This is a genomic window from Gemmatimonadota bacterium, from assembly GCA_009838645.1.
Classification (GTDB): Bacteria; JAAXHH01; JAAXHH01; order JAAXHH01; family JAAXHH01; genus JAAXHH01.
The window spans coordinates 64,481-78,021 of the sequence record VXRC01000004.1 but is presented as its reverse complement, the minus strand read 5'-3'; the positions used below and the strand labels follow the sequence as shown (position 1 = coordinate 78,021).

Annotated in this window: 9 protein-coding genes; 7 read left to right on the top strand and 2 right to left on the bottom strand. The window is 61.7% G+C overall.

Features of this window, described 5'->3' with window-relative positions; all coding sequences use genetic code 11:
- Nucleotide 1: 1 nt before the first annotated feature.
- Together F4Y38_01775 and F4Y38_01770 are read right to left on the bottom strand one after the other, a co-directional pair.
- Nucleotides 2-4,738: a hypothetical protein gene (locus F4Y38_01775; GenBank protein ID MXY48007.1), complete on the bottom strand. Its 4,737-nt coding sequence runs from the start codon at nt 4,736-4,738 to the stop codon at nt 2-4.
- Nucleotides 4,739-4,763: 25 nt separating this feature from the next.
- Nucleotides 4,764-7,070, bottom strand: coding sequence for a hypothetical protein (locus F4Y38_01770; protein ID MXY48006.1), 2,307 nt, complete (start codon nt 7,068-7,070; stop codon nt 4,764-4,766).
- A gap of 337 nt (nt 7,071-7,407) precedes the next feature.
- On the opposite strand from F4Y38_01770, the gene F4Y38_01765 reads away from it, so the two are divergent.
- The 7 genes from F4Y38_01765 to F4Y38_01735 all read left to right on the top strand — a co-directional run bounded on the left by F4Y38_01765 (nt 7,408) and on the right by F4Y38_01735 (nt 13,536).
- Entirely contained in the window at nt 7,408-7,938 is a 531-nt protein-coding gene (locus F4Y38_01765) for a metal-dependent transcriptional regulator (GenBank protein ID MXY48005.1), read from the top strand.
- A 102-nt stretch (nt 7,939-8,040) separates the two neighbouring features.
- Nucleotides 8,041-8,304: a ferrous iron transport protein A gene (locus F4Y38_01760; protein ID MXY48004.1), complete on the top strand. Its 264-nt coding sequence runs from the start codon at nt 8,041-8,043 to the stop codon at nt 8,302-8,304.
- A 174-nt stretch (nt 8,305-8,478) separates the two neighbouring features.
- The gene (locus tag F4Y38_01755) at nt 8,479-9,624 is read left to right on the top strand and encodes a PepSY domain-containing protein (protein MXY48003.1); all 1,146 of its coding nucleotides are present in this window, start codon (nt 8,479-8,481) and stop codon (nt 9,622-9,624) included.
- A gap of 64 nt (nt 9,625-9,688) precedes the next feature.
- On the top strand, nt 9,689-11,980 hold the full coding sequence (gene feoB, locus F4Y38_01750; GenBank protein ID MXY48002.1) for a ferrous iron transport protein B: 2,292 nt from the start codon (nt 9,689-9,691) through the stop codon (nt 11,978-11,980).
- Between the two features lie 88 nt (nt 11,981-12,068).
- A complete protein-coding gene (locus tag F4Y38_01745; protein MXY48001.1) occupies nt 12,069-12,320 on the top strand; it encodes a hypothetical protein in 252 nt (83 codons plus the stop codon).
- 35 nt (nt 12,321-12,355) lie between these two features.
- Nucleotides 12,356-12,922, top strand: a complete 567-nt coding sequence (locus F4Y38_01740) for a nitroreductase (protein MXY48000.1) — start codon at nt 12,356-12,358, stop codon at nt 12,920-12,922.
- Nucleotides 12,923-13,008: 86 nt separating this feature from the next.
- Entirely contained in the window at nt 13,009-13,536 is a 528-nt protein-coding gene (locus F4Y38_01735; protein ID MXY47999.1) for a thioredoxin family protein, read from the top strand.
- Nucleotides 13,537-13,541 lie beyond the last annotated feature (5 nt).

Sequence of the window (13,541 nt, the reverse complement as noted above, 5' to 3'; positions counted from 1 at the left end):
GTTAACGAAATCGGAATTTAACCCGGAGGTCTATGCCATTCTGAGGATGTTCGCCCAGTTGTTCGGAAAAGGTCTCGATAAACAGGAAATCCGTCAACTGGTAACCGACCCGCAACGTGTACTCCGAAGATTCGAACAGACGGGTATAGCTGACTCGCGCGCGCCGGTTGATGCGCTTGCTCAGGGTAATCTGCGCGGGCGATCCGGCTTGACCGCCGGTGCCCGAGAAAAGGTCGCCCTCGATCTGGACTTCGTCAAGTTTCAAAAACCGCTCCGCCGATGCGCCGGTCGCCATCAGGATGGCCCTTCTACCCATTCCGGCCATCGCGTCGGGCGTGCCCAGGGAAGTGAGTCCTGCCATGCCGAAGGTCAGCAGGGAGATAACCTCGGGACCGGCCAGCGGCCCGGAAGCCCAGTGGGCCGGACTGGAGTCGTCGTGCGGCACCGCCCGCAACTGGGGGTTGACCGTCGACACCGGACCGGACGCGAGCAGTTCCACTTCGTAGACTGCGCCGTAGATGTCGCGCACGCGGGGGGCCCTGGCCTGAATATTGAGCACCGGGTCGAGTTGCGCCACCGGGTACTCGATCAACGCGGTGAAACTCTCCAGCGGCACGCGCCTGGTCAGGTCGATCCGGCCGGCATCCAGTTCGAAGACGGTGCCCAGGTACCTGATGAAGCCCTCTTCCCTGGCAATGGCGTTTCCGGTTAACAGGGGATGCTGCGCCGTATTGCCGAAGGCCACACCGCCTTCGACCTCCAACTGGGCGATGTTGTTCTCGACGGCGAGATCGGTCACGTCCACGGCGACGTCCAGCGCGATGCTCTCCAGAAACGGGTCCGGCGCGTCCTGCGGGCGTATGATCGCGTTGTCGAGCAGCAGTTCCCCCAGATTAAGCGGATGTGTGACCACGCCGCGCACGACAAGCGGGTTGTCAACATTGTAGATCCGTGAAGATTCCCGGTTGCCGGTCCAGGCAAGCGATCCGTCTATGGTGAGCATGGCCGATCCGAGGCGCTCCACGTCCGCCTGGCTGAAATCGGCATGGGCTTCGATTTCAGCGAAGGACAGGTTATCCGTCAAGAGGTCGCCGGAAACGCGGATGGTGCCGTCCCCGGCACGGAACGCCGCGGGTTTCAGCGTGAAGGCGCCTCCGTCGACGTCGAACGCGAGTTCGTCGGCCCGGTACATCGGTTCGATCTCACGGATCCGCAGCGCCGCGTCCCGCACGGTGATCTGGCCGACCGTTCGGGGGGAGGCGGGTGTACCACCGATGGACAGGCGGATGTCCGCCATCCCCTCGATGCGTTCCAGATCGTATGATATGCCGCTCAGGAAGGACAGGTCGACGTCGTCTCCCTCCACGATCAGCGCGATGTCCTCCGACCCGGCCGCATCGCCGTTCCGGACGGCACGGCCCGGGTCGAAGGGTAAGATTCCGCGGGCAGTGATGGTATCGTCGCCTTCGCGAACACGCAGATCCCGGATGTCGATCTTCCCACCGCTGTAGACGATGTGGGCAGCCAGGTTGTCCAGGATGGCCTCGTTGTATCTCAGTTGATCCATGGAAACGCGGGTGTCTATGACCCGGGCGGATGCCGGGCCGGTGACTTCGATCCGGGCATTCACGTTTCCGCCCAGGGGGAGGTCGAGATTCGCCAGCGCCATCAAGGCGTCCATCCTGATCTGCTCGCCCAGGATGGTGAAGTCGGACACGCCCGCACCCGTTCCGCCATTGACGTGCGCCAGGCGTCCGCGCGTCGTAAGACGGCCCCGCTCGTCATCGGGTTGGTTGATGCGGCGAATCGTGGCGGACATGGAATCCACATGGATGTGGACCCCGTCGAAATGCAGCCTGACGGGATTCGTGTTGACCAACTCGTTCTGGAGACCGAACAGTTTTAGCGAATCCAACTCCACGACCCCCGCCACGTCCCTGCGGTCACGGACCGAACCGTTCACGTCGATCCTGCCCCTGATGTAACCGTCGAGGTCGGCGGGAACCAGCTCGAAGAACTCCCTAAGCGGCGCCACGGCCAGGTTGTCCACAACCAGGGACGCCGTGTATCTTTCATCGGGCGGATCCGCATCCGGCTGGTCCGCCGGTCCCCAGCGCAGGTCGATGGGATAGGTCAGGTTGATCTCCGACAATCCCAGCGGCGTCTGCACGGAAAGCGAAGGAACCGTGAGTAACCGGTTCCTGTATACCACCATGCCGGTCACGGTGCCCAGCAGGTTGGTCCTGCCTCCTATCTCGTAATTTACGTTCGAAACGGTCAGCAGGCTGTTGATCCTGGGATCCTCCGGAGTGCCCCCCAGGGAGATCACGCCGTCCATGGCGCCGCTGAACGTGCCGACCGACACCAGGAAAGGAGAGAAGAACTCCAGTTGCACGCGTTCCAGTACGGTTTCAATTTCGACCGGTCCGTCCGCGGCGAGACTCGCCGTACCGTTGACGGTTACGTGGCCGTAGTCACCCGTCAGCCTGAAATCGTCCACGGTAATGACCTGGTTCTCCAGTTTCACGGTGGAGGGGGCCTCGGAACGCAGTTCCCGGTCGTTCATCATCACGTCCAGTGAATCGAGGGAGACCGTTATCGTGGAAAGGTCCGGATACCCGGCCAGTCCTTCGGCATGGATGTTCCCGCTGAACCGGCCGGCACCGCCTACTATCGGTCTCTTGGAGAGTATGGAGAGGAGGGGAGACAGCGAAGTCTGCAGCAGATCGATCCGCAGATCGTAGGGGTACTGTCCGGTCAATTCGAGAGATCCCTCCGCGTATACGGAGGGACCCGGCGACCGGGTCAGGGTGAAGGCCAGGCGGTCCGTGTCGATCGTCATTTCAAGATCGGTATCGCCCAGGTCTTCGTTGTGAATCGCCAGGTTCCGGACGGTGCCCTTCCCGGTTACGGAGGGCTGTTGTATGGTGCCGGTAATCTCGCCGCGCATGTGAAGGATGGCATCCAGCCCCCACCAGGATTCGCTTTGGAGGTAGTCCGCGAGCCTGAGGTCATGCACGTTGAAGTATCCGGAAACAGCCCGGTCGCCGGCCAGGTTCGTCCTGGCCCGGAACTCCAGCCTGTCCAGCACGGCATTAATCGTCAGGTTGCGTCGTTCGTCCAGGAAACCTTCGACTTTCGTTTCGCCGATGAGGACATCGCCATAGGCCAGGCCGCTGACCCAGCCACCCAGCCGGACGGTCGGACGCCGAAGCGAACCCAGCAGGTAGAGATCCAGGTCAGCCGTACCGCGAAGCTTTGCGTATTCCAGCGGCGGCGGCAGCCTGCCGACGTCTTGCACGTCGACCGAACCGGTCAGCTGGATGTTCCCGTCCGTCTCGAGGCGGCCTTCGGTGACGGCCCGGAAAGAAGCTTCCCGGAGCTCGGCCCGCAACAGTCCGCGCCGGTACGCGGCCGTTGCCGTTGCCTCCCGCAACGGCAGGCCGTTTATGCTCACCAGGGCGGAAGAAGCGCTCAGATCGGCCCGGCGGGGCGCATCGTCGAAGCCGTCGCCTTCCATTTCGAAGGCCAACTCCACCTCGCCCTCAAGTTCGCTCCCGGTACCGACGAGGACCGTCGGCAACGCGGGGAGCGCGATCCCGGGTGACTCCAGCTGCAGGCGGTATCCGGTAGATTCACCGCTGAAATCGAGCAGGCCCCGTCCCGATATCCATCCGGCCTCATGCCTGCCCCGGAACCGGTTGACCGTGAGCACGTTCCTCGCATAGTCCATATCCACCGCGGCCAGGTTGAACGCGCCGTAATCCGATCGTACCACCGGCGACGTGAACCTGGCCTCGATGGCCGGATCGGACAGGCTGTTGCGCAGCGACCCGGTCATGGTGAAGATCCCCGGCATGGTGTTTTCGAAACCGATGATCCGCAGTATGGCGCCGACTTGTCCGTTCGCGGCGAAATCCAGCGTGGCCGGGTTCTCGTCCGCGGTCGATATCTCGCCGGTCACGTGGTATCTGATCGGGGGGCCGTGGGCGGATTCCATGGTCAGGTCGTGAACCGTAAGGTCGTCCCCTTCGAAGTACACGTCCGCGCGCATATTCGTTGCCGCGTCTTCATAACCTGCAATACGGTAAGCCACGTGCCCCGCGTCGATCGCGCCTTCCACCGTGAACGGCCGGAGCACGGAGCCGATGAAACCGACTTCCCCTGCGCTCACCGCCGTGGAATCCCTGGGATCGAAATAGCGGAACGTGCCGTTCCGGATCCGAAGGTCGCGCAGATCGAAGGGCAGGCCGGACGTTCCCCCATCCGCTTCCACGTCCTGCGACGCTTCCACGTCCTGCGACGCTTCCACGTCCTGCGACGGGCCTTCAAACAGCAGATCCAGGGAATTCATCCCGCTGCCGGCGGCGTCTTCGATATAGGCCATGCGGAATCCGTCGATCCCGACGCTGTAGAACGGCGCATCGCCCACCGCGGCGTCCCAGACGTTGAAGTCTATTCTGATTTCGTCCGCTCCCGCGACCTCCCTGCCGCCATGTCTGTCCTCCAGGCGCAAGGATACGCCCCGCATCGCCAGGTGCGTCCGCAAGCCGGTTTCGACGCGTTCGATCGTTACCTGTCCGTTGAGCCGGTCCTGGACGGTCCGCACCACGGCGCGGCGGACCTGGTCATTGCCCCAGCCGGTTCCCAGCAGGACGAGGACAGCCAGGCTCGCTGCCAGCGTCAACGCGGCGGTCAGGCCCAGTCCCATGGTCCATATGTTCAGCCGTAGATTCATCGTGCCATACCGAGATGTGAAGAATTCAATCGAACAGCTTGTGGACGAAACGGGTCCTCAGCGCCCTGGCCGCCCATTCCATGTTTCGTTCAATGTCCCGTCGCAGTCGTTCGCCGGGTCCCGCGCCGTCTCCCTCCTCGTATCCCAGGCGGCGGGCAAGGAACAGAAACTCCTGTGAAGACCAGTCCGGAAGGACGAGGTCCCGGGCGTTGCCGCGTACCATGCGAAGGGCGTTGATCAGCCGGACGAGGAACCGGTATGCCCGGTCCAGCATGCCCCGCTCTTCGTCTGAAAGGAATCCGGACCGGTTGAGGACTTCCATGGCCTCCAGTGTGTTCGGTCCGCGAACGGAGTCGTTCCGGGCGCCGTAGAGGATCTGCAGGTCCTGCACAAAGTACTCGATGTCGATCAGTCCGCCGTAACTGTATTTGACGTTGATGGCGCCGGTTTCGACCAGTTCGTCGTTCTGCCGCTCGCGAAGATGGGTCCACGACCGACCTTCGACCGGGGCTTCGTGGTACACGAAGGCGTCGCGGGCGGCCTCGACGTCCCCACCCAGAACCGGATCGCCCCCTATGGCGCGCAGCTTGATCAGCGCATGGCGCTCGTAGGGCAGGGCGCCGCCCTTTTCGTTGAAATACGCGTTGAACTTCTCCAGGGAGGAGGCCAGAGCGCCTTTTTCGCCGTAGGGCCGGAGCCGGAGGTCGATCTCGAACAGGCCTTCTCTCCGGGATTCGATGGTACTGCAGATCATGCGCACGAGCCGTTCGTAGTACTCCGAATTCAACACGACGTGGGGGCCGCTCGTACTGCCTTGTCCAGCGTAGACGAACATCAGTTCGATGTCCGAGGCCCAACCCAGTTCCCGGCCGCCGCATTTTCCAAGTGCGCAGATGCTGAACACGCAGGGTTCGCCGGAGGGCAGCGTGGGCTCGCCGTACTGCCGGCGCTGCTCCTGGTCGCAGATGTCGTACGCGGACTCGAGGACTACCTCCGCCAGCGTGGTGAGTTCGCGGGAAAAGGCATGGATGTCCTGCTTCTTCTCCAGGATCTGGCGCATGCTGATCCGGAGCATCTCCTTGTCCTTGTACCGGTTCAGCAACTCCTTGCGGCGGGCGTAACTTCCGACTTTCGACAACCGAGCGGCCAGTTCGCCTTCCATCTGTTCCCGCGACCTTACGATACCCACCACTTTGATGTCCTGAAGCACGGGGAACAGGTTCTTGTACTGCATCCTGAGAAAGTCCTTCCACAGGAAATCGCTCGTGCCGAAGAGTGTTGCCATCGCGCTGATCACTTCCTGCTTCTCCAGTTGGTCGAACATCTCCTCCATCGCCCGGCCGGGTGGTACGTTGGCCAGGACCTGGTCGATCAACTGGTTGAAGTGTTCCAGGGCCTGGGCGGGATTCGGCGCCCGGGTCAGCAGATGGGTAAACTGCTTGATGAGGGTGATCACGAACCGCAGTTCATGGAGTTTCCTCGGGTCGGTAATCTTGTCTCCTCGCCGGTCGGTCACTTCGAGCGTGTCCTGCACCTCGGCTCCGGCGGCCGCGATATCGATCCTTTGTATGTTGATGTCGCGCAGCGCCAGGGCGGTTGAAAGGGCATACAGGAACGCCGGGGTGTCCTGGCCCGTGATATCGAGGCGGGTCGCCCCGGTCCCGGTGTCGTTGTCGATCGCCACGCGCACCGGGAACATGGAGGAGCGCTCCGCGCCTTCCTCGTGACGGAGATAGTCCACGACGCGCTCGTTGATCCTTCGCTGCGGCGCTCCCGCGCTGTTCATCCGCAGGCTGTGCATGGCATCCTTGATTTCCCGCGTAATGGCGGACCAGTCAGGAGGCTTCTCCGACGACGCGCCTACGCGGAAGACATCTACGATTTTCCGCTGCGTCCTCAGCGACGCCGAGGTGATGTCCGGCGGCGCTGCCGGCGTGCCCGGCCTTGCGCGGCGCCGCCGTCTCGACCGCAGGGACCGTTTGCGCCCATCAACCGCCGGCGACGCGTCGGCGTAGGTGAACACGTCTCCCCGCCGTATGCTCAGTCCATTAGACGCCAGGAGGCCCGAAAGGATCGAGATTACCGACAGGTTGTCGAAAGCCACGACGGTAAGCCGCCACGTGGCATCGTCCAGGAACTCTACATCGATCTCCGCGGCGTTGACCGGTCCCAGCCGGTTGATCATTTCGATATGGCGCCGGACCACTCCGGGCTCGTAACGCTCGAAGTAGGCCGGCTCCATCCGGTCGAGATGATCCCGGATGAGCGTATCCGGCAGGTCGGTGCCCTTGAGCTTCTCCGAAAGTTCCGTGAAAGGGATCGTGTTCGTCATGCCGAGGTTCCGGTGTTTTTGTCAAGGGCATAAAACTCCTATCATACATAATACATCCAACCTTCGGTAAACACAACCATGGAACATATTTAGGTACACGCGCCCGGGCGTGCGCGTGCGTACGAGACCGGGCGGGACAGGACGCGGACGGGCGGGACCGGGGGGATTTGGCAGGACCGATAAGGCGAGACCAGGCAGGGCCACAAAATCTTAAGGTTTATCTTCTTTTTTCTTGACAGCCCCACGAAAGGTTATATTATTCGAAGCCATATTTGATAAGCCAAACTTTTTATTGCGCCGGCAACACGATGGTTGCCATAACGAATCGGACGATCTTATGGATGTCTGGAGAGAATTCGAGCACAACGAAATCACGCACAGCGGCGCACACTACCTGATGACGGTTCAGCAATTGATCGAAGAACAGGGATATGCCCGGGTTTCGGACGTGGCCCGGGAAATGCACATCACGGCGGGCAGCGCGTCGATCATGATCAAGTCGCTCAGGGAGAAGGGATACCTCGAAGAGGACAGGAACCGGTTTCTACTGCTGTCGGACGAGGGAAACCGGCTGGCGCAGTCGGTATGGTCGCACCGCCAGATCCTCATCGCCTTTCTCAAGGGCGTCCTGCATATCGACGCGGAACAGGCGGAAATCGACGCGTGCAAGATCGAACACCTGATCAGCACGAAGACGGGGGAACGGCTGCTGCTCTTCCTGCAGTTCCTCCTCTCGGACGATCCTCACGGCAAGGCGTTCCTCAAGTCCTACTGGGACGCCAACGTGCTGGCGATCTGCGACTTCGAAACCTGCGCAGTATGCGAGGAAGTGGGCGAATGCCTGGTCATCCGATCGGAGTCGGCGTGAGGGATGCAGCCTTTATCAGGAAAGGGGACCTCAATCTATCTTCAATCACCGTTCAGTTCATGAGCTCGTAACGGCTTTTGACCTTATTCCACGGGATAATCCATGTATTCCGAAATCCAAACCAGTACCGCAGCACAGACGATCTGCCTCGATGAATTGAAACCGGGCGAAAAAGGGACGATCCGGCAGATCAAGGGCACGGCGGGAGAAGAAGTACACCTGATGGAGCTGGGTCTGCTTCCCGGGACGTCCGTCGTATTGATAAAGCGCGCTCCGATGGGCGATCCGATTGAAATCCGCGTTCGGAACTATCACCTGTCCATTCGATGCGCTGAAGCACGTTCGGTAATGGTGGAAAGAGGTTGAACTGGTAAGGAAATAAAAAAAGGACTATCGGTTCGGCTGGCTGGCTCTCCCCGATAGTCCTTGGACCAGGGGGATTCGTACACATGGCGCGTACTTTCCGATCCCGGCCTTATTAGGGAATATACACCCCCTGGTTGCCACTGTCAAATCCAACGGTATACCGGGGGTTGTTCAATGTTTCGGAAATGCCTGTTCTGGCTGCATCTTTCGTCGGGCGTCGTCGCCGGCGCGGTCATTCTGATGATGTCCGTGACCGGCGTGCTACTCACCTTCCAGCCTCAGATCGTTGACTGGGCGAACAGGGAATACAACACGGTCCAACCTCCCTACCCAGGCGCCCAGAGCTTGGAACTTGACGCCTTGCTGATGGCGGTAAGAAGCGTTGAAACGGACACCGAACCGACGTCCATTACCCTCCGGTCGGATCCGGACAGGGCTTATGTCGTTCGCTTCGGACGTACAAAGACGGTGTATGTCGATCCCTTTACGGCCGAAGTCCGGGGACCGGGAAACGAGGCCGTACGCGATTTCCTCCGGGAGATCATGTATTGGCACCGCTGGTTCGGCGCGGAGGGCGAGAACAGGTCGGTCGCCCGTGCGGTAACGGGCGCCGGCAACCTGGCCTTCTGCCTGTTGACCGTCACGGGGTTCTATATTTGGTGGCCTCGCAGGTGGACTTTAAAGTCGTTCAAGGCCATTGCTTTTCCGAACTTCAGGATCAAGGGCAGGAGCCGTGATTTCAACTGGCACAGTTCGGTCGGCTTCTGGTGCCTTCCCGCCCTGTTCCTGATTACGCTGAGCGGGGTCGTGATTTCATACCGGTGGGCGGGAGACCTGGTCTACACGCTGACCGGTACCGAGCCGGGGCCACGGTCATCGGCGACCGAAACGGATCCGTCGATTCCGAAGGACGAACAGCCGGACTCGCATATTGCGCCACTCGGGTCCTTCATAGACGCCGCACGCGCCCAGGTACCCGGGTGGGCGTACATCACGCTGAATCTGCCGAAGGATGGGTCGAAGACGACTACGCTGTCGATATCGGAAATGGACAATCGCATACCGCTGATGCGTTCGACGCTGACCGTATCGACCCAGGACGCCCGGGTCATCGACTGGGTGCCGTTTACCGGCGAGAACCTCGGCCGCCAGGTCCGGACGTGGCTGCGCTGGATTCATACGGGCGAGGCCGGCGGATGGCCGGGTCAACTGATCGCCGGCCTTGCGACCTTCGGTGCCGTCATCATGGTTTGGACGGGGCTGTCCCTTTCATGGAGAAGATTACAGCGGTATAGAGACACCCTGAAACACGAGACGTGATGCTGCTTGCATTCCAGCCTCAGATCGTCGACCGGGCCAACAGGGAATACCACGGGTTTTCCATATGACCGAAACCACCGGGACTTCCGAAACCCGCAGATCCGTCATCGACGTGCTCCTCGTCGGCAACCCGAACACCGGCAAGACGTCCGTTTTCAATTCGTTGACCGGGCTTCGTCAGAAAACGGGCAACTATCCCGGCGTGACCGTTGAGAAGAAGACGGGCATCGTGACGGGGCCGGACGGCGCTACGCTTCGCCTGCACGACATGCCGGGGATGTACAGCCTTACCCCGAAATCCCTCGACGATTCCATCGCACGGGAGGTGCTGATCGGGGAGGCGGAAGAGGACCTGGACATCCGCCTCATCGTGGTCGTGGCGGACGCCTCGAACCTCAACCGGAACCTCTACCTGGTCACCCAGCTCATCGACCTCGGCATCCCCGTCGCCGTGGCCATGAACATGATGGACAACGCCGTCAGCAGCGGCGTCCACATCGACCTGGACGCCCTGTCCGAACAGTTGCAGGTACCGATCGTTCCGGTGGTCGCTTCCCGCCAACAGGGCATAGACGAACTGCGGCGGATGATGTTCGACCAGATCGGTCCGGTGGATCGGGATGCCCGGCCGGCCGGAGAGGCTGAGGACACGTCGGCCGGAGTTGCCCGGCCGGCCGGTTCGACCGAAGATGCCGAGGCCGATTCGACCGATACGACCAGGCCGGCCCCGCCATCGCCCAGGGTTTCCTTTGCCGAACGGTTTCCGCGGAGGCGGCTGCTGGGCGGTTTGCTCGACGAGGCGCTCGCACCCGCGGCGGCGTGGTTCGGAGAACATACGAACCTGAACGAGGTGGCGCAGACCTCTGAAGCGTTGCGCGTGACTTCGAGCGACCAGGCGCTGCAGACGTGGATGGTCGGCCGCCAGGACCCCTCCTGCAAGGAAGACCTGAAACGCATCGTGGAGCAGACGCGGGGCAGGCTCGACGAGTTGCAGGTTCCCTGGCGGATGCTGGAGACCATCCTGCGGTATGACCAGATCGACGATCTCTATTCCAGGGTCGTTCGGGAGGACCGGGATGTCCAGGACAGCCTGAGCGTCCGGCTGGACCGCGCATTCACCCACCGGATTGCCGGACCGGTCATCGTCCTGGCCGTGTTCGCGCTGGTCTTCCAGTCCATATTCTCCTGGGCCGAAGCGCCCATGACGCTCATCGAGGACGGGATCGCCGCCCTGGGCGCCTTCGTCTACCAGTTCCTGCCCGCCGGCATGCTGCGGGACCTGCTGGTGGACGGCGTCATCGCCGGCGTGGGCGCCGTGCTGGTCTTCCTCCCGCAGATCCTCTTCCTCTTCTTCTTCCTGGCCCTGCTCGAGGATACGGGCTACATGGCCCGCGTCGCCTTCATCATGGACCGGTTCATGAAGAGCATGGGACTGTCCGGCCATTCGGTCATGCCGCTGCTTTCGTCCTTTGCCTGTGCGATTCCCGGCATCATGGCGACCCGAACGATCAAGAACTGGAAGGACCGTCTCATCACCATCATGATCGCGCCGCTGATGAGTTGCAGCGCCCGCCTGCCCGTGTACATCCTGTTGATCGGCGCGTTCTTCCCGTCCATGACGATTCTGGGCGTGTTCACGCTGCAGGGGCTTATGCTGTTCTCCATGTACATTTTCGGGATCGTCGTCGCCATCGGCGCCGCACTGGTGTTCAAGCGGTTTTTCATGAGGGATGCCGTTCCCACGAGTTTCGTCATGGAACTGCCGCCCTACCGGCGGCCCTCCCTGAAGTGGGTGCTCCTGCAGATGTTCGAACGGGCCAGGGTCTTCGTGACGGAGGCGGGCCAGATCATCCTCGCCATATCAGTCGTCCTCTGGTTCCTGGCGTCCTATCCGCAACCCGACGCATATGACGACCTGTCGTCCAGGGCACGCATACAGCAGAGCTACGCCGGCCAGCTCGGCCAGCTGATCGAACCGGCCATCGAGCCGCTCGGGTTCGACTGGAAGGTGGGCATCGGCCTGATCACCTCCTTTGTCGCCCGGGAAGTGCTGGTCAGCACCATGGCCACGATATACAACGTGGAGGAGGCCGATGAGACCTCGGTCGATCTGAGGTCCTCGCTGCGAAGCGAGGTGGATCCCGCGACGGGCGAACGGGTCTATACGCCGCTGGTCGCCGTATCGCTCATGGTGTTTTTCGCGCTGGCCTGCCAGTGCATGGCCACGGTAGCCATCGTGAAACGGGAGACCAACGGCTGGAAGTGGCCCATCGTCATGGTCCTGTACATGACGGCCCTGGCCTACGTGGGGTCCCTGGTCGTCTACCAGGGGGGATTGCTCCTGGGGTACGGATAACCGCCGTCGGACCGCCTGACAGTCGCCGGACCACCTGGCAGCCGTCGGACCGCTTGGCATTTGACCCGTCCGCCATTATCTTGCTATCATGGACATTCAAACCCTGTTCGTCGCTATAATCGTGGGCGTCGCGGCCGCGTTTGTCTTGCGCACCTTCACCCGGCAGTTCACCTCCCGGGACCGGAAGGGATGCGGAAGCTGCGCTCACGGCGGCTCGGTGCTGACCGGGCTGTCCGGGCAGACCATGCAGACCAGGCAGACCAGGCTGACCAGCGCATCGCGTGAGGACGAGCTGATCCAGGTGGAGCCGATCCAGGTGGAAGAGTCCATCCGTGAGTAGCTTGCGTCGAGAGGCAACGGTCGACATCTAATCACATGTCCGTATTCGATACGATCCGTAACAGACGATCGATTTACGAATTCAAGCCGGAACCGGTCCCCCGGGAAGTGATCGCCCGCGTGCTCGAAACCGCCGTCTGGGCGCCGAACCACAAGCTGACGGAACCCTGGCGCTTCCTGGTCGTCACCGGGAAGACCAAGGAGACCCTGGCGAATATCTACTGCAGGATCCAGCGGGAAAAGACGAAGTCGGACGATTCCGGCATCCTGCGGAAGGCTACGGAGAAGGGCTATGCCAAGATCATGTCCAAGCCCGTGATCATCGGCGTGGTCTGCAAGAAAGACGCGGACGCCTTTCGCGCCCGGGAGGATTACGCGGCAACCTGTTGCGCCATACACAATATCGCCCTGGCCGCCTGGGAAGAGGGCATCGGCATGCAGTGGAGCACGGGAGGGCTGATACGGGACCCGGATACGCTGGAACTGCTGAAGATCGACGCCGGGGAAGAAGAGATCGTCGGATTCCTCTACACCGGCTATCCCGCGCAGGTCCCCGCCCAGAAAAGAGTGCCCGCCGCCGAACGGACCGAGTGGTTCGCCTGACCGTCCGGTCCCGTCAACCGGTCCGGTCCAGCCAACCCGTCCAAGTCAACCCGTCCAAGTCAACCTCGAAACAGCCTGGAGACGCCATGTCCGTAGTTTCCGAAGAACGATTCGCCTCGGGATTCCTGTGGGACGACTACATGAGGAACAGCGAGAAGAATCTCGAACGATTCCATGATAATTACGACAAATTCACTTTAGAAGGGGAGGACGCCGGTTTCTTCGCCGCCATCGAAACACCCGTGAAGGTGCTGATCCTCGCGGAGGACTGGTGCGGCGACGTGGTACAGAGCCTCCCGCCCATCATCCGCATGCTGGAGGGCAGCCCGGCCATCGCGTACCGCATCTTCCGCCGGGACGAGAACCTGGACATCATGGACCGCTATCTCACCGACGGCTCGAAGGCCATTCCCTACCTGGTCTTCATGGACGCCGACCGGAACGAACTGGCCAGGTGGGGACCGCGTCCCGAGGCGTGCCAGGCGATCATGCGGGACAACAAGGGCAGGATCCCCATGGAGGACATCTACCCGCGCATCCGGTCCTGGTACCGGCAGAACGGAAACGGCCCACTCGTCACGGAGATCCGCGACGTCCTCGAACGGATCGCGTAGCCCTT

Excerpts from the sequence above, each read along its gene's own strand:
- F4Y38_01765 (MXY48005.1), top strand. The coding sequence starts at position 7,408 with ATGGATGTCTGGAGAGAATTCGAGCACAACGAAATCACGCACAGCGGC.
- F4Y38_01735 (MXY47999.1), top strand. The coding sequence starts at position 13,009 with ATGTCCGTAGTTTCCGAAGAACGATTCGCCTCGGGATTCCTGTGGGAC.
- F4Y38_01775 (MXY48007.1), bottom strand. The coding sequence starts at position 4,738 with ATGAATCTACGGCTGAACATATGGACCATGGGACTGGGCCTGACCGCC.
- F4Y38_01760 (MXY48004.1), top strand. The coding sequence starts at position 8,041 with ATGTATTCCGAAATCCAAACCAGTACCGCAGCACAGACGATCTGCCTC.
- F4Y38_01745 (MXY48001.1), top strand. The coding sequence starts at position 12,069 with ATGGACATTCAAACCCTGTTCGTCGCTATAATCGTGGGCGTCGCGGCC.
- F4Y38_01740 (MXY48000.1), top strand. The coding sequence starts at position 12,356 with ATGTCCGTATTCGATACGATCCGTAACAGACGATCGATTTACGAATTC.
- F4Y38_01770 (MXY48006.1), bottom strand. The coding sequence starts at position 7,070 with ATGACGAACACGATCCCTTTCACGGAACTTTCGGAGAAGCTCAAGGGC.
- feoB (MXY48002.1), top strand. The coding sequence starts at position 9,689 with ATGACCGAAACCACCGGGACTTCCGAAACCCGCAGATCCGTCATCGAC.
- F4Y38_01755 (MXY48003.1), top strand. The coding sequence starts at position 8,479 with ATGTTTCGGAAATGCCTGTTCTGGCTGCATCTTTCGTCGGGCGTCGTC.